The 17,559-nt window shown below is 76.1% G+C and carries 15 protein-coding genes; 10 read left to right on the forward strand and 5 right to left on the reverse strand.

Features of this window, described 5'->3' with window-relative positions:
- Positions 1–38: 38 nt before the first annotated feature.
- A complete protein-coding gene (locus ASF50_RS05580; RefSeq protein ID WP_056903727.1) occupies positions 39–2,942 on the forward strand; it encodes an FG-GAP-like repeat-containing protein in 2,904 nt (967 codons plus the stop codon).
- Here ASF50_RS05580 and ASF50_RS05585 read toward each other — a convergent pair.
- Positions 2,924–3,682: a TIGR03089 family protein gene (locus tag ASF50_RS05585; protein WP_056903728.1), complete on the reverse strand. Its 759-nt coding sequence runs from the start codon at positions 3,680–3,682 to the stop codon at positions 2,924–2,926. The genes ASF50_RS05580 and ASF50_RS05585 overlap by 19 nt on opposite strands.
- A gap of 58 nt (positions 3,683–3,740) precedes the next feature.
- Here ASF50_RS05585 and ASF50_RS05590 point away from each other — a divergent pair, with 58 nt between their 5' ends.
- Positions 3,741–4,865 (forward strand): mannose-1-phosphate guanylyltransferase, encoded by a 1,125-nt coding sequence (locus ASF50_RS05590; protein WP_056863950.1) that lies wholly within the window; start codon positions 3,741–3,743, stop codon positions 4,863–4,865.
- Between the two features lie 15 nt (positions 4,866–4,880).
- Here the strand turns inward: ASF50_RS05590 and ASF50_RS05595 are convergent, their stop codons facing one another.
- From ASF50_RS05595 to cofD, 3 genes are all read right to left on the reverse strand, one after another.
- A complete protein-coding gene (locus ASF50_RS05595) occupies positions 4,881–5,627 on the reverse strand; it encodes a DUF3105 domain-containing protein (protein ID WP_056863951.1) in 747 nt (248 codons plus the stop codon).
- A gap of 82 nt (positions 5,628–5,709) precedes the next feature.
- Positions 5,710–6,654: a coenzyme F420-0:L-glutamate ligase gene (gene cofE, locus ASF50_RS05600; protein WP_235557562.1), complete on the reverse strand. Its 945-nt coding sequence runs from the start codon at positions 6,652–6,654 to the stop codon at positions 5,710–5,712.
- A gap of 32 nt (positions 6,655–6,686) precedes the next feature.
- Positions 6,687–7,694 (reverse strand): 2-phospho-L-lactate transferase, encoded by a 1,008-nt coding sequence (gene cofD, locus ASF50_RS05605; protein ID WP_056904252.1) that lies wholly within the window; start codon positions 7,692–7,694, stop codon positions 6,687–6,689.
- Between the two features lie 290 nt (positions 7,695–7,984).
- Here cofD and ASF50_RS05610 point away from each other — a divergent pair, with 290 nt between their 5' ends.
- The 3 genes from ASF50_RS05610 to ASF50_RS05620 all read left to right on the forward strand — a co-directional run bounded on the left by ASF50_RS05610 (position 7,985) and on the right by ASF50_RS05620 (position 12,583).
- On the forward strand, positions 7,985–8,239 hold the full coding sequence (locus ASF50_RS05610; protein ID WP_056863953.1) for a WhiB family transcriptional regulator: 255 nt from the start codon (positions 7,985–7,987) through the stop codon (positions 8,237–8,239).
- A 73-nt stretch (positions 8,240–8,312) separates the two neighbouring features.
- Positions 8,313–11,213, forward strand: coding sequence for a glycosyltransferase family 2 protein (locus ASF50_RS05615; RefSeq protein WP_082502783.1), 2,901 nt, complete (start codon positions 8,313–8,315; stop codon positions 11,211–11,213).
- On the forward strand, positions 11,210–12,583 hold the full coding sequence (locus ASF50_RS05620; RefSeq protein WP_056903730.1) for a DUF5719 family protein: 1,374 nt from the start codon (positions 11,210–11,212) through the stop codon (positions 12,581–12,583). Before ASF50_RS05615 ends, ASF50_RS05620 begins: the two co-directional genes overlap by 4 nt.
- A 20-nt stretch (positions 12,584–12,603) precedes the next feature.
- On the opposite strand, the gene ASF50_RS05625 is transcribed toward ASF50_RS05620, so the two are convergent.
- A complete protein-coding gene (locus tag ASF50_RS05625; RefSeq protein WP_056863956.1) occupies positions 12,604–13,059 on the reverse strand; it encodes a metallopeptidase family protein in 456 nt (151 codons plus the stop codon).
- A gap of 48 nt (positions 13,060–13,107) precedes the next feature.
- On the opposite strand from ASF50_RS05625, the gene ASF50_RS05630 reads away from it, so the two are divergent.
- From ASF50_RS05630 to ASF50_RS05645, 5 genes are all read left to right on the forward strand, one after another.
- A complete protein-coding gene (locus tag ASF50_RS05630; RefSeq protein WP_056863957.1) occupies positions 13,108–13,500 on the forward strand; it encodes a DUF3499 domain-containing protein in 393 nt (130 codons plus the stop codon).
- Between the two features lie 329 nt (positions 13,501–13,829).
- Positions 13,830–15,224 (forward strand): phosphomannomutase/phosphoglucomutase, encoded by a 1,395-nt coding sequence (locus ASF50_RS05635; RefSeq protein ID WP_056863958.1) that lies wholly within the window; start codon positions 13,830–13,832, stop codon positions 15,222–15,224.
- The gene (locus tag ASF50_RS18360) at positions 15,224–15,400 is read left to right on the forward strand and encodes a Trm112 family protein (protein ID WP_082500203.1); all 177 of its coding nucleotides are present in this window, start codon (positions 15,224–15,226) and stop codon (positions 15,398–15,400) included. The genes ASF50_RS05635 and ASF50_RS18360 overlap by 1 nt, the downstream gene beginning before the upstream one ends.
- The gene (locus tag ASF50_RS05640; RefSeq protein WP_056903731.1) at positions 15,397–16,425 is read left to right on the forward strand and encodes an SIS domain-containing protein; all 1,029 of its coding nucleotides are present in this window, start codon (positions 15,397–15,399) and stop codon (positions 16,423–16,425) included. Before ASF50_RS18360 ends, ASF50_RS05640 begins: the two co-directional genes overlap by 4 nt.
- A gap of 13 nt (positions 16,426–16,438) precedes the next feature.
- Entirely contained in the window at positions 16,439–17,545 is a 1,107-nt protein-coding gene (locus ASF50_RS05645; RefSeq protein ID WP_056863960.1) for an acyltransferase family protein, read from the forward strand.
- Positions 17,546–17,559: the final 14 nt, after the last annotated feature.

Below are 17,559 nucleotides of genomic sequence, written 5' to 3' on the forward strand. Positions count from 1 at the left end.
CGCACCGTGTGAACTTCCCCGCGCACTGGAGTACCCCCATGTCACCCAGCAGGTCCCGCTTCGTCACCCTCTGCCAGCAGCTGCTGGCCCTCGGGGTGGTGCTCGCCGTGCTCACCCCCGCCGCCAGCGTCATCAGCCTCGACGTCGTGCGCCAGGCCCCCGAGGGCAGCCGCGCCGCCGGCCTCACCGGCCCCGCGCTGCTGACCCCGCCGCGCACGGCGGCGGCCAGCGACCTCGCGGCGTACGCCCGGGGCGCCCAGGAGGCCACCACGGTGCCCACGGCGCCCGTCGACCCCGACGTGCGCGAGTACGCCATGACCCCGCCGGCCGGCAGCAGCGCCCGCGCGGGCACGCTCGCCGCCCGGGCGGCGCAGGGCCCTGCCGGCACCCGGATCACCAGCGCGCCGCAGCGCGTCACCGGCTACGGCGCCGTCGGCGTCACCTGGCAGCACGGCGAGCAGGTCGACGAGGACGACGTGGCCCTCGTGGTGCGGACCCGCACCGACGGCCGGTGGGGGGCCTGGAGCGACCTGGAGTACCACGACGACCACGGGCCCGACCCCGACAGCGCCGAGGCCCGGCGGGCCCGCCCGGGCACCGACCCGGTGCTGGTGGGCACGGTCGACGAGGTGCAGGTGCGCGTCGACGTGGCACGCGGCACGGCCGCCCCCGACGACATGAGCCTGTCCGTCATCGACCCCGGCGAGGCCGCCGACACCGTCACCGAGCGCCCGGCGCTCGACACCTCCACGATGGGCGGCACGACGGGCGGCACTCCCGCCCCGGTGGACGCGTCGTCCGAGCCGGCCGCGGGGGAGGAGCAGCTCGCGCTCAGCGCGGCGGAGGCGACCCCGCGCCCGCAGATCTTCTCCCGGGCCCAGTGGGGCGCCGACGAGCGGATGCGCTCGGCCTCCTCGCTGCGCTACGGCGAGGTGCACGCCGGCTTCGTGCACCACACCGTGAACGCCAACGACTACACCCGCGAGCAGGTGCCGGCGCTGATCCGCGGCATCTACGCCTACCACACGCGCTCGCAGGGCTGGTCCGACATCGGCTACAACTACCTCGTCGACCGCTTCGGCCGGATCTGGGAGGGCCGCTACGGCGGCATCGACCGGGCCGTCGTCGGTGCCCACACCCTGGGCTACAACGACTACTCCTTCGCGATGTCGGCCATCGGCAACTACGACGTCGCCCAGCCCTCGCAGGCCGTGGTGCAGGCCTACGGCGCGCTCTTCGCCTGGAAGCTCTCGCTGCACGGCGTCGACGCCTCCTCGGGCTCCCAGCAGGTCGGCTCCCAGCGCTTCCCGGCGATCAACGGCCACCGCGACGCCGGGTCGACGGCCTGCCCCGGTCGCTACCTCTACGCCCGTCTGCCCGAGATCCGGCGGCTGGCCGCCGCGACGCAGACCGGCTTCGCGGGCCGACAGCTCGACTCCAACCTCGCCGACACCGCCCACCCCGACGTGGTGCTGCGCCGGGCCTCCGACGGCCGGCTCCTCGTGCTGCCCACCGGCGGGCTGACCCGCCTGGCCAAGCCCCGCGCCGTGGCCGGCGACTGGAGCTCGGTCGACGCGGTGGTGGCCTCGCCCGACCTCACCGGCGACGGTCTCGCCGACCTCGTGGCGAGCTCGGCCGACGGCACGACCGGCGTGCGCGCCGGCGACGGGGCGGGCGGGTTCGCCGCGGCTCCCCGGTCGCTGACGGCCCTGGCCGGCCACGACCTGCTCACCGCGGCCGGCGACCTCGACGGCGACGGTCGTGCCGACCTGCTCGCGCGCCAGGACACCACCGGGCGCCTCGACGCCTTCCTGGGCAACGGGGCCGGCGGCTTCCGGCGCGTCGACACCGGTCTCGTGCTCGCCGCGAGCGACCTGCTCGCCGCCCCCGGCGACCTCGACGGCGACGGCGTGGCCGACCTGGTCGTCCGCGACGCCGCCGGTTCGGCGACGTTGCACCGTGGGGTGCGGTCCGGCACCGGTGCGGTGTCCTTCGCGGCCGCCACCCGCCTCGCGGGCGACTGGAGCCGCTGGGACGTCGTCACCGCGGCCGGCGACTGGAATCGCGACGGTCGCGCCGACCTGCTGGTGCGTCGCGCCGGCGGTGCCGGCTTCGTGATGCCCTCGCGCGGCGACGGCGGCTTCGGTCACGTGCTCGGCCCGGTCGACCGGGTGGCCGGCCTCGACGGGATCGTCTCGGGCGCCAGCCTCACCGGCGACGCCGCGCCCGACGTGCTCGCCCGCCGCGGCGACGCCCTGGTCGTCCTGGCCAACCCGGGCACGGTCGACACCGCCCCCCTCGTCGACACCGGCGTCCGGGTGCCCGGCGCCGACGCCGTGATGAGCGTGGGCGACTGGGACGGCGACGGCCTCGGCGACGTGGTCGTGCGCAACGCCGCCACCGGGGTGCTCATGCTGCGCCGCGGCGACGGCCAGGGCCGCCTCGGCAAGGCGCTGCGGATCGGCACCGGCTTCAAGGACGTCGCGCTCCTCGCCGCCGTGGGCGACACCACGGGCGACGGCCGCCCCGACCTCATGGGCCAGCCGCGGGGCGGGTCGATGCGCATCTACCCCGGCGCGGGGCTCGACGGCCTCGGCGAGAGCTACGTGGCGCGCAGCGCGATCACGGCCACCCAGCAGGTCGGCGCCGGGCTGTGGGACGCCGACGGTGCTCCCGACAGCCTGCTGCGCAACGGCTCACGGCTGACGCTCTACCCCGGCAACGGGCCCGGAGGGCTCACCGACCCCCGCACGCTGGGACTCGACGTCACGGCGTACGACTGGGTCGTCGGCGTGAGCGACGTCGGCCTCACCGGCCACCCCGACCTCGTCGTGCGCGAGAAGCGGACCGGCTACCTGTGGCTGCTGCGCGCCAGCGCCGACGGGTTCGAGCCGCGCCGCTTCCTCGCCGAGGGGATGGGCGACTACGACCTGGCGGGGTGACGCGCCGAGGTGCGCTCCGCGGCCGCCACGGCCGCGAGCCGCTCCTCGGCACCACCCACGACCAGGACCAGCGAGCCGCGGCGCGCGAGCGGCTCGGTGAAGGTGACGATCCCCGGTGGGGAAGCCGGGTTCGTCACCGAGAGGAGGCGGCCGCCGTCAGGGAGTGCACTCCCGGCGGCGGCCGCTCTCCACAGCTCGGCCTGCGTGACCGGGGCGCCCGACCCGACCAGGGCGGGGTCGTCGTCCTGGGCGGGGTCCCAGGCCACGAAGGAGTCGGGCTGCGACCAGACGTCCACGCCGACGTCGTGCACCCCTGCCGGGAGCGGGTCGGCGAAGCGGACCCCCATCGGGCGCAGCGAGCAGGCCAGCACCGGCACCTCGTCGGCGTGGGCCGCCCAGCGCTCCAGCCCCGCCGGACCGCAGACGACCGCGTCGGCGGGTCCGTCGCCGGTGAGGTCCACGGCGAGCCCGACGTTCCAGGCCGCGCCGAGGAGGACCGGCGTGAGCCAGTGGGCCGGCAGGTCGACCCGCAGCACCTGTCCCCGCTCGAGGTCGTGCTCCTCCACCAGCAGCGAGGACACCTTCGCGACCCAGTTGGCGTACGTCGTGACCGAGAGCTCCACCCGCTCGCCCGGGTGCTGGTCGGGCCCGTCGCCCGGACGCTCGTCGTAGTAGGTCAGCAGCGGACGGCCCGGCTCGTGGCGCAGCAGGTCGCTCAGCAGGGCGGCGAAGGTGGTCACCCGGTCCAGCCTAGGCACCGGGGCCGGTGACCTCGGCCACGCCCTAGGGTGAGGCCCCATGAGCGCCCCGGGCACCGACGTGCCGAGCACGCCCCCTGCACCCCTCGACCACTTCTGGGCGGTGGTGCCGGCCGGTGGTGCCGGCACCCGGCTGTGGCCCCTGTCCCGCGCCGCGGCGCCGAAGTTCCTGCGCGACCTGCGCGGCGAGGGGCGCACGCTGCTCCAGGAGACCGTCGACCGGCTCGAGCCGCTCGCCGAGGACCGCTTCGTCGTCGTCACCGGCGCCGCCCACCGCCCGGCGGTGGTGCGCCAGCTCCCGCAGGTGGCCGCCGAGGCCGTGCTCGCCGAGCCGACGCCGCGCGACTCGATGGCCGCGATCGGCCTGGCGGCCGCGCTGCTGGAGCGCGCCGACCCCGACGCGGTGATGGGCTCCTTCGCCGCCGACCACGTCATCACCGAGCCCGCCGTCTTCGCCGCCGTGGTCACCACCGCGGTCGAGGTGGCCCGCGACGGCTGGCTGGTGACCATCGGCATCGAGCCGACCCACCCGTCCTCGGCCTTCGGCTACGTGCAGCAGGGCGAGGACCTCGAGGGCCACCCCGGCGCGGCACGGGTGGCCTCCTTCGTGGAGAAGCCCTCGCCCGAGGTCGCGGCCGGCTACCTCGCGAGCGGCGGCTACCGGTGGAACGCCGGCATGTTCGTCGTCCGCCCCGGTGTGCTGCTGGACCTGCTGGCCCAGTGGCACCCGCAGTTCGCCGCCGACCTGCGCGCGATCGCCGCCGACGGCTCGCGGCTGGAGGAGCTGTGGCCGGGCCTGCCCCGCATCGCGGTCGACCACGCCGTGGCCGAGCCCGCGGCCGCCGCGGGCCGGGTGGCGACGGTGCCCGCCGGCTTCGGCTGGGAGGACGTGGGCGACTTCGACTCCCTCGCCGCGCTGCTCGGCGCCGACGGCGCCGACGCGGCGACGGGGCCCGTGGTGCTGGGCGACGCGTCGCTCGTGGAGGCCGTGGACAGCACCGGCCTGGTGGTGCCCTCGGGTCGGCTCGTCGCGGTCGTCGGGCTCGACGACGTGGTCGTCGTCGACACCCCCGACGCCCTGCTGGTGACCACGCGGGCCCGGGCCCAGGAGGTCAAGGCGGTCGTGGCCGCCCTCACCGAGTCGGGCCGGACCCGGCTGACCTGAGGGCGCGGCCCCGTGTCACATGCCGTTGGGCTCGGGGCTGTCGAAGTAGGGGTACTCGACCATGAAGGCGTCGAGCGCGGCGCCGCTGGGGCCCGAGCAGTACTGGAAGGCGCCGACCTGCTTGGTCGTGTCGGTCTCGCCCTGGCCGCCGGCCGACCAGTGGGTGAAGGCGACGTGCGCGTCGTCGGGGAAGGCGTCGCCGTCCTCGGAGGTCCAGGGCGCGGCGATGAACTTGTCGCGCTGGTTGCTGGTGCCCTCGTACTTGTCGGCGATCGCGCGGATCTCGGTCATCGCCTCGTCGTCGTCGGCGATGGTCTCGTCGTACCAGAGGATCGTGTAGCCGTGCTCGAGGTTGTGCACCAGGGCCTCGAGGGCCGGGCGGTCGTCGGTGTAGACCTTGCGAGACATGGTGGCGGGGGCCTCGCCCGCGATGTTCCAGTGGGCGCCGAAGGCCGGGGGGCTCGTCTTGTAGTCGACCGTGGTGCCGTCGGGCACGTGGTCCTGGACGCCGTCGGCCTTCTTCGTGGTCACGTCGGTGCAGGCCGAGGCGGGCGCGCCGATCTCGGAGACCGCGAGGTCGGCGTACTCCCGCTTGTCGAGCCACCCGGTGACGGGGCCCCACACGGCGGCACCGATGAGGGCCAGGGCGATCGCGGCGCAGACACCGACGATGACGAAGCCCTGGCGCTTCTCGGCGCCCTTCTGGGACTTGCGGATCGCGTCGATCTTCGCCTGGCGGTCTGTCTTGGCGGGCTTGGCCACGGTGCTGGTGTCCCTCGGTGCTCGGGGTGCGGGTGCGCGGGTCGGTGCGGGTCCCCCTCTCGGGTGAGCCTGCCGGGTGAGTCTACGGACCCGGCGGGCGCAGGTGGGCCTCGGCGGCCCGATCGTCACCGAGCGGTGACCCCGGCGGCTCCACCAGCCAGCCGTGGGCGAAGGCGAGGGCGGCCAGGGCGGGGTGGGCCGGGGCGCGCAGGCCTCCGTCGGGACCGGGACGCGGTCGCCGGCCGGTGACGAGCCCGACGGCGTCGGCCAGCTCCTCGGCGGTGGCCGGAGCCCCGAAGGGAGCCCGGTCGGCCGGGTCGCCGGCCAGGGCCCGCACCACCGCCTCGCGGGCGCCGAACCCGAAGAGGTCGCCGCCCTCGGGACGCACCAGCGTGCGGGCACCCGGGCCGTGGTCGTCCGGGGGGAGGACGAGGTCGGCCCGGCCGCGCACCACGGCCACCGGACGGGCCCCGAGCTTGCCCTGCGCCAGCTCCGCGGCGCCGGCGATCTCGTCGGCGACCGCGGGCAGCGTCACGGCCAGCTCGTTGCCGTGGGCGTCCACCCGGCCGGCGTAGTCCTCGGCGACGCGCAGGCCGGCCGCCCCCACCGCGATGTCGGTCTGCCCCTCGCGCCAGGCGCGGCCGGCGGTGTCGGTGACGACCACGGCCACGTTGCGGCCCGAGCGGCGCCGGACCTCCTCGCGCAGGCCGCGCGCCGAGCGGTCGGGGTCGAGGGGGAGCAGCACGACCGAGCCGCGCGCGACGTTGGAGGCGTCCACGCCGGCCGCGGCCATGGTCAGCCCGTGGCGGGTCCGCACGATGCGGGTCGGGCCACGACGTGCGACCACCCGCACGGTCTCCTCGGCCACGGCCTCCTCGCGCCCGCCGACGCGCACCCGGCCCTCGGCCTTGCTGACGACCTTGCTGGTGACGACCAGGACGTCGCCGTCCTGCAGCGCGACCAGCGGCAGCAGCAGTCCGACGAGGTCGTCGCCCGCCCCGACCTCGGGCACGCCGTCGGGGGCCACGACGCTCAGGGCACCGCCCGCAGCAGCACCGCTCACGGGCGGGGGGCGGCCACCAGGGCCAGTGCGGCCCCGACCATCCGGGCCGTCGCGTCGACGTCGGTCATCATCAGCGGCACGGCCTCGGCGGCCAGCCCGGCCTCGCGCAGCGCGGGGAGGGCGTCGGCGTCGGCGGAGTCGACCAGCCAGCCGTCGAGGACCCCGCCGGCGGAGCGGGCGCCGTAGTGCAGCCCGACCGCCCGGGCGCTGACCTCGACACCGATCGCGGGCAGGACCTGGGCCGCCATGCCGCGCACGTGGGTGCCGCCGACGATGGGGGAGAGGCCGACCACGGGAGCGGCGGTGGCGCGCAGGGTCTCGCGGATCCCGGGCACGCCGAGGATGGTGCCGACCGACACGACGGGGTTGGAGGGGGGCACGAGCACGAGGTCGGCCTCGGCCACGGCCTCCACGACGCCGGGGGCCGGGCGCGCCTCGTCGAGGCCCACCACCACCACGGCCTCGGCCGGTACCGAGGCGCGCAGGCGGACCCAGTACTCCTGGAAGTGCACGACGCGCCGACCGCTCGGCGCCTCGGCGTCGGCGATCGCCACGTGGGTCTCGACCCGGTCGTCGCTCATCGGGAGCAGACGGACGCCCGGCCGCCAGCGTCGGCACAGCGCCTCGGTGACCTGGGAGAGCGGGTAGCCGGCGTCGAGCATCTGCGTGCGCACCAGGTGGGTGGCCACGTCGCGGTCGCCGAGCCCGAACCAGGTCGGCTCCACGCCGTACTCGGCCAGCTCGGTGCGCACGCTCCACGTCTCCTCGCGCCGACCCCAGCCGCGCTCGGGGTCGATGCCGTCGCCGAGGGTGTACATGACGGTGTCGAGGTCGGGGCAGACCTTGAGGCCGTGGACCCACAGGTCGTCGGCGGTGTTGGCCACCACGGTGACCCGGGCGTCGGGGGCGACCCCGGGCAGCAGCCCCTCGGCGATGCCGTGGAGCAGGCCCTGGAGGAAGCGGGCCCCGCCCATGCCGCCGGACAGGACGGTGATCTCGCGCATGGGCTCCACTGTGCCGCACCCGGGCCGAGGACCGTGCGGCAGGCACGGGCGGGTGGCCCGCCATGGCCCGTCCGGGCCATGCCCGGCAGCCGGTCGGTCGTGGTGCGCGCGCGGGATGGTGCCATACCAGAACCGGGCTTGACTTACGGTGCACGACAGGCATGTAATTCCCGCAGTGTTGTTCACGGTTCCACCTGGTTCCCGGCCCGGCCGCAGCCGCGGGCAGCACACCCCCACGAGCAACACCTCATGCACCACCAGAGCAATGCAGGGTCGAAAGGGCGAGCGCCGTGAGAGAACTCTTTCTCCTCGAATCCGACGCCGACGAGGCGGGCTGGCAGGAGCGTGCACTCTGTGCGCAGACCGACCCGGAGGCTTTCTTCCCCGAGAAGGGGGGATCGACCAGGGAGGCCAAGAAGGTGTGCCTCACCTGCGAGGTCCGAGACGACTGCCTCGAGTCGGCGTTGATGAACGACGAGCGCTTCGGCATCTGGGGCGGGCTCTCCGAGAGGGAGCGCCGCAAGCTGAAGAAGCGCGCAGTCTGAGTGCAGGCCCCGGTCCTCGACCGGGGCCGCTCTCATTTCGGCGTCCCCACCGCGGCGGTTAGGGTCTGCGGTCGTGCCCGCCTCGGAAAGCCCTGCCGTCGTCGCCCTCGTGGTCAGCCACGACGGAGCGCGCTGGCTGCCCGCGGTCGTCGACGGCGTGACGGGCCAGACCCGGCCCGTCGATCGCGTCGTCGCCGTCGACACGACCAGCCGCGACGACAGCGTGGCCCTGCTCGAGGCCGCCTTCGGGCCGGTCCACGTGGTGCCGGGCTCGACGTCCTACCCCGCCGCGGTGCGCGAGGGCCTCGCCCGGGTCGACGCCGGACCCCACGGCGCCCCCGGCACCGCCCCCGACGACTGGGTCTGGCTCCTCCACGACGACGCCAACCCCGACCCCGGCGCCCTCGAGGCCCTCCTCGCCGCGGCGGCCGAGCACCCCGAGGCCGCGGTGCTGGGCCCCAAGCTGCGCGAGTGGCCCTCGCTGCGACGCCTCCTGGAGGTCGGCGCGACGATCTCGGGCACGGGGCGCCGCGAGACCGGTCTCGAGCGCGGCGAGTACGACCAGGGCCAGCACGACCAGGTGCGCCGGGTGCTGGCCGTCAACACCGCGGGGATGCTCGTGCGCCGCTCGGCGCTCGACGAGGTGGGCGGCTTCGACGAGCACCTCCCGATCTTCGGCAACGACCTCGACTTCGGCTGGCGCGCCGCTGCCGCCGGCCACCACACGCTCGTCGTGCCCAGCGCCGTCGTCTTCCACGCCGAGGCCGCCCACCGGGGGCTGCGCCGCACGCCCCTGACCGGACGCCACACCCACTACCAGGAGCGGCGCGCCGCGCTGTGGACCCTGCTCGTCAACTCCGACCACCGGCTCTGGCCCCTGCAGGCGCTGCGCCTGGCCCTCGGCACGCTGCTGCGCGTCGTGGGGTTCCTGCTGGTGCGGGCGGTGGGCGAGGCCCTCGACGAGCTCGCCGCCCTGGTCAACATCGCCGCCCGGCCGCGGGCCGTGCTGGCCGCGCGTCGCGAGCGTCGTGAGGCCCGCACCGCCCCGTCGGAGGAGGTGCGCGGCCTCCTCGCGCCACGCTGGCTGCCCTACCGCCACGGCCTCGACGCCGTGTCCGACCTCCTCGCCGCCGCCACCGACCAGGCCGCCGACGTCGCCGAGCGGCGACGCGCCGCCGCGGCCGAGCTCGACCCGGCCTCCTTCGCCGCGCGGCGACCGGCCGAGGACGACGAGGACGCCCCCTACGCCGACACCGGTGTCGTCGCGCGCTTCGTCACCAACCCCGTCGCGATCGTGCTGACCCTGGTCGTGCTCCTCGCCGTGGTGGGAGCGCGCGAGGCCTTCGGGTCGGTCGTGGGCGGCGCGCTCTCGCCGGTGCCCGACGCGGTCGGCTCGTGGTGGCGCCTGCACACCGAGTCGTGGCACGCCATCGGGCAGGGGACGGCCGTGCCCGCTCCGCCGTACGTCGCTCCGCTCGCGCTGCTGGGCGGCCTGCTGCTCGGCTCGCCCGCCGCGGCGCTGAGCGCGGTGCTGGTGCTGGCGGTGCCGGTGGCGCTGTGGGGCTCGTGGCGCTTCCTGCGTGTGGTGGGCCGCCTGGTCTCGCCGCGCGGGATGCCGCGCTGGCTGCTGCTGTGGGGGTCGACGGCCTTCGCGCTCGTGCCCGTGGCCAGCGGGGCCTGGGGCGCCGGTCGCCTCGGGCCGGTCGTGGCCGCCGCGCTGCTGCCGTGGCTGGCCCACGCCGCCCTCGGGTTCGCCGACCCGGCGCCCGACCGCCGCTGGCGCGCGGCCTGGCGCAGCGGTCTGCTGCTGGCCCTCGTCACCGCCTTCGGTCCGGCGGCGTGGCTCTTCGCCGCCGTCCTGGGCGTGGTCGTGCTGCTGTGCGCCGCGCTCCTGCTCCGCGCGGTGGTGCGCGACCGCTCGGTCTGGGGCCCCCCGGTCACCGCCCTGCTCGTGCCGGTGGTGCTGCTCTCGCCGTGGTGGGTCGGCGCGCTGGGCGAGGGCGCGGGCGCCGGCCTGCTGCTCGAGCCGGGCCGCCTCCCGCACGCCGCGCTCGGGGGGCTCGACCTGCTGGCCGGACGGGTCAGCGACCTCGGCGCCCCGGTGGCGCTCGGGCTCGTGCCCGCCGTGCTGGCCGTGCTCGCGCTGGTGCCGCGCGCGACGCGGGTGCCGGTGCTGGTGTGCTGGCTGGCCGCCGCCGTCGCGGCCCTGCTCGCGCTGGGCCTCTCCTCGGTCTCGTTCGCCCTGGCGGCCACCTCGACGCCGGCCGGCCTCGGTGCGCTCGTCGTGCTGCTCCAGGGCGCTCTCGTCACCGCGACCGTCCTGGGGGCGATGGGGGCCTGGGAGTCGGCCAGGCGCGAGGCCCGGGGACTGCTGCGGGGCGGGGTCCTGGTCGGTGCCGCCCTGGCCGGGCTCGTGCCGCTGGCCACCCTCGGGTGGTTCGTGGCGGGGCCCGACGACGCCCTCGCCGACTCCGTCGACGACGACATCCCGGCCTACATGGTGCAGCGCGCCGAGCTCGGCCCCGAGCACGGCATCCTGGTGCTGCGCGGCGACGTGTCGCAGGGCCTCACCTACTCCGTCGTGCGCGGCGACGGCACCACCCTCGGCGAGGACGAGGTGCTGGCGCTCGGCGGGGGCGACGGCAGCCTGGCCGCCGACGTTCGCGAGCTGACCGCCCGCCCGACCCCTGCGGTCGTCGACGCCCTCGCCGGGGAGGGGATCGAGTACGTTGTGCTGCCCTCGCCCGCCGACGGCGACGTCGCCGCCGACCTCGACGCCACCGGCGGCCTGGTGCAGGCCAGCGCCGAGGACCGCTCGACCCGCGCCTGGCGCGTCGCCCGCGAGCTCGACCCCGCCGCCCTCGACGGGCCGCGCTCGTGGCTCCACGTCGCGCTCCTCGGCGTGCAGCTGCTCGGTGCGGTGGCGGTCGTGGTGCTCGGCGCACCCACCCGTGAGAGGAGGCGAGCGCGATGAGCGGTCGCAGGTCGGAGCAGGTCCGGGGGGGACGTCTGGCGCCCACCGTCGTCCTGGCGGTCGTGCTGCCGCTGCTGGTGCTGCTGTCCGCGCTCGCGGTGGGTGGTCCCGACGAGGTGGCCGCACCGGGGGTCCAGCCACCGTCGGAGGCCGCCCTGACGCGCAGCACCCTGGTGTGCCCGCGTGCCGCCGACGGCGGTCGGGTCGTGGTCGGCAGCGACGCCGGCGCCCCTGGCACGGTGGCCGCGGGCGAGGAGGAGGTCGAGGTCGGCGACGGGGTCACCGCCGGGCTCGACGACGACGGCAGCGTCGAGGTCACCGGCGAGGGCGAGAGGGCGCCCGGCCTGGTCGCCGGGCGCTCGGCCCGCGACGCGACGAGCGCGGTGGACTGCCCGCCGCCGTCCTCCGACCAGTGGTTCACCGGCGTGGGCGCCGGCGGGGCCCACACCTCCGTGCTCGAGCTGCACAACCCCGACGGCGGCCCGGCCGTCGCCGACGTCGCCGTCTACAGCCAGTCCGGCGCCCTCGACGCCGAGCGGCTGCGCGGCGTCGCGGTGGGGCCCGGACGCACGCTGCGCCTCGACCTCGCCGAGCTCGTCCCACGCCGCGAGGAGCTCACCCTGCGGGTCACGACCGACCGGGGCCGCATCGCCGCCACCGTCGTCGACTCCTTCGAGGAGCTCGGCGCAGCAGCGGCCTCCCGGGAGTGGCTGCCGTCGCAGGCCGAGCCCCGCACCGACAACCTGCTGCTCGGGGTGCCGCCCGGTGACGGTCGCCGCACCCTCGTGGTCGCCAACCCCGGTGAGGACGCGGTCAGGGTGCAGGTGGGGATCGTGACCGCGCAGTCGGTGTTCGCGCCCGAGGAGCTGCCGGAGCTCGTCGTCGACCCCGGCAGCGTCAAGGTGGTCTCGCTCGGTGCCCTGCTGTCGTCACCGGCGGCCGACGGCGCGCTGGGCCTGGCGCTCACCTCCTCCGCGCCCGTCACCGCCACGCTGCGGTCCTCCGTCGACGGCGACCTCGCCGAGACGGTCGCCGGGCCGCTGGTCACGGGCGCCACCGCGGCCGTCGTGCCCCCGGGCCCCGGTGGGGCCGAGCTGGTCCTGGGCGGCGCCGCCACCGCCGGCGTGGTCGAGGTGGAGGCGTGGGACGCCGAGGGTCGACCGCTGCGCACCCGACGGACCGAGGTCGGCCCCGACCGCGGCACGAGCCTCGCGCTGCCCGCCGGTGCCGTGCTGGTGCGGGTGGTGCCGTCACGTGCCGAGGTGGTCGCCTCCCTGCTGCGCGCCGGCCCCGACGGGTCGGTGGTGGTGCCGCTGCGCGATCTCGTGCGCAGCGCACTGGTCCCCGCCGTACGCCCCGGGCTCGGCTGAGGCGGACTGCGCGGCCAGGGTCAGTCGTCGAGGTCGGAGTACCTCGGGTCGACGTCCTCCGCAGCCATGCCCAGCAGGTCGGCGACCTGCTCCACCACGACGGTGAGCACGAGCGCCTCGAGCTCCGAGCGGGTCTCGGCGCGGTGCTCGATCGGCCTGCGGAAGACCACCAGACGGGCCGGCCGCCCGCCGCTGGCGGGCACGAGGGTCGAGAGCGGCACGGTCTCGCTCGTCCAGTCGTCGGGCACCTGGGGGGTGTCCTCGACGCCGTACTCGACCAGGCCGAGGCGGTCCTGCCAGCGCTCGTCGATCTCGCTGACGATGTCGACGACGAGCCGGTCGAAGCGCTCCCGCGCGGTGCGCACGGCGACCGTGCCGGGGCGCTGCGGCATCACCGCGGGACCGCGCATGCCGCGGCCCCGGCGGTCGCGGCGACGCGGTCCGCCGCGGGTGGTCTCAGGCGTCGGGGGAGGCACGGGGCGAGCCTAATCCGATGCGCACCGGTGGCGGGGTAGCGTCACCGCGTGACCTCCGCCCGCCGCTGCTCCCGCACCGCGTGCGGCCGGCCCGCCGTCATGACCCTGACCTACGTCTACGCCGACCAGACCGCCGTCCTGGGCCCCCTGGCGACCTACGCCGAGCCGCACGCCTACGACCTCTGCGAGGCCCACAGCGAGCGCCTCTCGGCCCCGCGCGGGTGGGAGGTGCTGCGCCTGCAGCGCGACACCGTCGACCGCGGCCCGTCGAACGACGACCTGCTCGCGCTCGCCGACGCCGTGCGCGAGGCCGCCCGGCCGGCGCCGCGCCGCCCGGCCCCCGAGGTCGTCGGCGATCCCCGGCAGCAGACCTCCGAGTCGGGCTCCGGACGCGAGACCGGCCGCAAGGGCCACCTGCGCATGCTCACGACCGACCACTGACCACCGACCAGCTGACCAGCTGACCAGCCCGGTGATCGGCCCGGTGATCGGCCCGGTGGACGGCTGCGTCGAGTGGCGGGCGACGACACCGTCGGCGGCCGTCGACCGGTCGCACGCCGCCATCTCTCGGGCGAGCCGGTCGGGTCGGCTGGCGCTGCCTCGTGGACCACGGGGCCCTCGACGAGCGTTGCGGCTCCCTGCTCGAGCACCGGGCGGAGGTGGCGCGACGTGCGGTCGGAGCCGCCGCGGCACGACCGTGTCGGCGCGCCACCGGGGCGTAGCGCTCCACCACCGCGCGGAGCCACGGTCGCCACGACTAGGCTCCGGTCATGCCCTCGACCCTCGACGCCGCTTCGATCGCGGCCGTCTTCAAGGCCTACGACGTGCGCGGGACCGTGCCCGACCAGATCGACGAGGAGCTCGCCCGGGCGGTGGGGCGCGCGTTCGTGGAGGTCGTGGGGGCCACGACCGTCGTCGTCGGGCACGACATGCGACCGAGCTCGCCGGGCATGGCGGGCGCCTTCGCCGAAGGTGCGAGCGAGGCGGGCGCCGACGTCGTCCACATCGGGCTCGCCTCGACCGACCAGCTCTACTTCGCCTCGGGCCACCTCGGCCTGCCGGGCGTGATGTTCACGGCGAGCCACAACCCGGCCCAGTACAACGGGATGAAGCTCTGCCGCGCGCACGCCGCGCCCATCGGGCTGGACACCGGGCTCGCCGAGATCCGTGACCGGGTCCTCGCGCCCGACGGGCCGCTCACCGCCTCGACCGGCTCGATCAGCGAGCACGACGTGCTCGAGGCCTACGCCGCGCACCTGCTCTCGCTCGCCCCGGTCGGCACCGGCGGTCGGGGTCGCCCGCTGCGCGTGGTCGCCGACGCCGGCAACGGCATGGCCGGCCACACCGCGCCCGCCGTCTTCGAGCGCCTCGGCGCCGACGTCGTCGACCTGGTGCCGATGTACTTCGAGCTCGACGGCACCTTCCCCCACCACGAGGCCAACCCGATCGACGCGGAGAACCTGCGCGACCTCCAGGCCCGGGTGCTCGCCGAGGGCGCCGACGTCGGGCTGGCCTTCGACGGCGACGCCGACCGCTGCTTCCTCGTCGACGAGCGCGGCGTGCCGGTGCCGCCCTCGGCGGTCACCGCCCTCATCGCCGCCCGCGAGCTGGCCAAGGAGCCGGGCGCGACGGTCATCCACAACCTCATCACCAGCCGGGCGGTGCCCGAGCTGGTCACGCGCCTGGGCGGCACGCCGGTGCGCACCCGCGTCGGCCACTCCTTCATCAAGGCCACGATGGCCGAGACCGACGCGGTCTTCGGCGGCGAGCACAGCGGCCACTTCTACTTCCGCGACTTCTGGCGGGCCGACTCGGGCATGCTGGCCGCCCTGCACGTGCTCGCCGCGCTGGCGGAGACCGACCAGCCGCTGTCGAGCCTGCTGGCCGACTACGACCCCTATCCCGTCAGCGGCGAGATCAACTCCACCGTCGCCGACCCCGTGGCCGTCATGGCCACCGTCGAGGCGGCGTACGCCGAGCGACCCGGGGTCACCGTCGACCGGCTCGACGGGCTGAGCGTGACCCATGCCGACTGGACCTTCAACGTGAGGCCGTCCAACACCGAACCGCTCCTCCGGCTCAACGCCGAGGGCAGGGACGAGGAGACCATGAGCACCATCCGCGACGAGGTCCTGGGCCTGATCCGTGGGGGAGGGGCGCTCTGATGGCGCTCGACCCCTCGCTGCTGGCGATCATCGTGTGCCCCGCCTGCCGCTCCGACCTGACCGAGACCCCCGCCGCCGCGGGGGCCGTCGAGCTGGTCTGCCAGGGCTGCGGGCTGGCCTACCCGGTGCGCGACGACATCCCCGTGCTGCTCGTCGACGAGGCCCGCACGCCGTGAGCTGGTTCGACGAGTCCCGGCTCGACGACGAGGCCGCCCTCTCGACGGCCGACCTGCGCCTGCGCGGGCTGGCGGAGTCGGGCGCGCGCGTGCGCCGCGAGGCGGGCGAGGCCGCCCCCGCCCTCGACGAGGCGGTCGTGCGCAGCCAGGAGTTCTCCCGCCCGCGCGCCGTCATCGCCGCCGGCCCCGACTCCCGGCTCCTGCGCGCCGTGCTGGAGCCGTGGTGCCCGGTGCCGTTCGTGGCGTGGGCCGGCCCGTCGCTGCCCGGCTGGGCGGGCAGCCTCGACCTCGTGGTCGTGCTGGCGCCCGACGGAGGCGACCCCGGCACCAAGTCGGCCCTGGCCGAGGCCGTGCGCCGCGGCTGCCAGGTCGTCGTGGCCTGCGCGCCCGGCTCGAGCGTGGCCGAGCACGCCGCCGGCCGCTACAGCACCATCCTCCCGACCGCGACCACCGACCAACTGGCCATCGCGGTGGTCATGCTCACCTACCTCGACCGTGTGGGCCTGGGCCCGCGGGCCGACGCCGACAGCGTCGCGGAGGCGCTCGACGCGGTGGCGATCGCCTGCTCGCCGCACCGCGACATCGCGGTCAACCCCGCCAAGATGCTGGCCATCGCGCTGGCCGACGCCAACCCGGTCGTGTGGGGCGGCTCGGTGCTCGCCGCCCGCGCGGCGCGCCGGCTCGCGGAGTCGCTGCGACGCGCCACGGGGCGCAACGCGCTGGCCGGCGACGTCGAGCAGCTGCTGCCCGTGCTCGAGGCGGCGCGCCCGCGCGACGTCTTCGTCGACCCCTTCGCCGACGGTGGCGGCGACCTGCGCCCGATCCTCATCGTGCTCGACGACGGCAGCGACGACCCGCTGGTGGGCGAGCAGCGCGGCCGGCTGACGGCGGCCGCCGACGCCCGCGGCGTGCGGGTGGAGACGGTCACCACCGAGGCCACCACCGAGGTCGCGCGCTACGCCTCGCTGCTGCTCTCGGGCAGCTACGCCGCGCAGTACGTCAGCCTCGGCCTGGTCGACGACTGACCGAGGCGGCCGCATGACTGGACGGGCGACCACCCGCGACCCCTGGTTCGACAACGCCAAGATGGCGCTGGTGACCCTGGTCGTGCTCGGCCACTCCTGGGTGCTGCTGCCCGAGAGCGGGCTGCGCGACCACCTCTACGATTTCCTCTACGCCTGGCACGTGCCCGCCTTCGTGTTCGTGACGGGCTACCTCTCGCGCTCCTTCACGTGGAGCCGGCGCCGGCTGTGGCAGCTGGTGCGCACCGTGGCGGTGCCGTACGTGCTCTTCGAGTGCGCCCTGGCGCTCTTCCGCATCCACGTCGGGGGCGAGGAGCTGGAGAACCTGTTCCGCGACCCGCACTGGCCGATGTGGTACCTCTCGGCGCTCTTCTTCTGGCGCCTGCTGACCCCGGTGTTCACCGCGCTGCCGGCCGCGGCGGCGATCGCCGTCGCGGTCCTGACCAGCCTGGCCGCGGGGCTGTGGGCGGGCGACACCCTCGACATGGCCCGCGTGCTGGGGCTGCTGCCCTTCTTCGTGCTCGGGCTCGCCGCGACCCCGCAGCGGCTCGAGCGGCTCCGCGCGCCGTGGCTGCGGCCGGTGGCCGTCGTGGCCTTCGTCGCGGCCTGGGTGCTGACCACCTGGACCGACACCTGGGCCTCCACGGAGTGGTACTACTACCGCGCGCTCTACGGCGAGCTCGACGTCAGCGACACCCGGGCCTTCCTCACGCGCTCGGTGCTCCTGGTCAGCGGCACGGTGCTGGCCTGGTCGTTCCTCGCGCTGGTCCCGCGGCGCGGCGGGTGGTTCACGCGCATGGGCGCCTGGACCCTCGTGGTCTACCTCTTCCACGGCTTCGCCGTGAAGGGCGCCGAGTACGCCGGCTATACGACGTGGACCGCCGACCACCCGTGGCTCGGCCTGGTGCTGACCTCGGCGCTGGCCGTGGCGCTGGCGCTGCTGCTCGCCTCCCCGCGGGTCGCGCCGGTGCTGGGCCACCTGGTCGACCCGTTCGGCTTCGCCGAGAAGCGCGTCGACCACGCCGCCGACGTCGCGGTGGCCTCGCAGGAGGCGGAGGTCATCGCCGGCGCCGTCGCCGACGCGGCGGCCGACGCGGCCCGGGAGGCCCGGCCGCGACGCTAGGGTGAGCGCGTGCC

Source organism: Nocardioides sp. Leaf307 (assembly GCF_001423135.1).
GTDB classification, from domain to species: Bacteria; Actinomycetota; Actinomycetes; order Propionibacteriales; family Nocardioidaceae; genus Nocardioides; species Nocardioides kribbensis.

Bases quoted from the DNA above. Each gene is read 5' to 3' on its own strand.
- ASF50_RS05580 (WP_056903727.1), top strand. From the start codon at position 39: ATGTCACCCAGCAGGTCCCGCTTCGTCACCCTCTGCCAGCAGCTGCTG.
- ASF50_RS05590 (WP_056863950.1), top strand. From the start codon at position 3,741: ATGAGCGCCCCGGGCACCGACGTGCCGAGCACGCCCCCTGCACCCCTC.
- cofD (WP_056904252.1), bottom strand. From the start codon at position 7,694: ATGCGCGAGATCACCGTCCTGTCCGGCGGCATGGGCGGGGCCCGCTTC.
- ASF50_RS05620 (WP_056903730.1), top strand. From the start codon at position 11,210: ATGAGCGGTCGCAGGTCGGAGCAGGTCCGGGGGGGACGTCTGGCGCCC.
- ASF50_RS05635 (WP_056863958.1), top strand. From the start codon at position 13,830: ATGCCCTCGACCCTCGACGCCGCTTCGATCGCGGCCGTCTTCAAGGCC.
- ASF50_RS18360 (WP_082500203.1), top strand. From the start codon at position 15,224: ATGGCGCTCGACCCCTCGCTGCTGGCGATCATCGTGTGCCCCGCCTGC.
- ASF50_RS05645 (WP_056863960.1), top strand. From the start codon at position 16,439: ATGACTGGACGGGCGACCACCCGCGACCCCTGGTTCGACAACGCCAAG.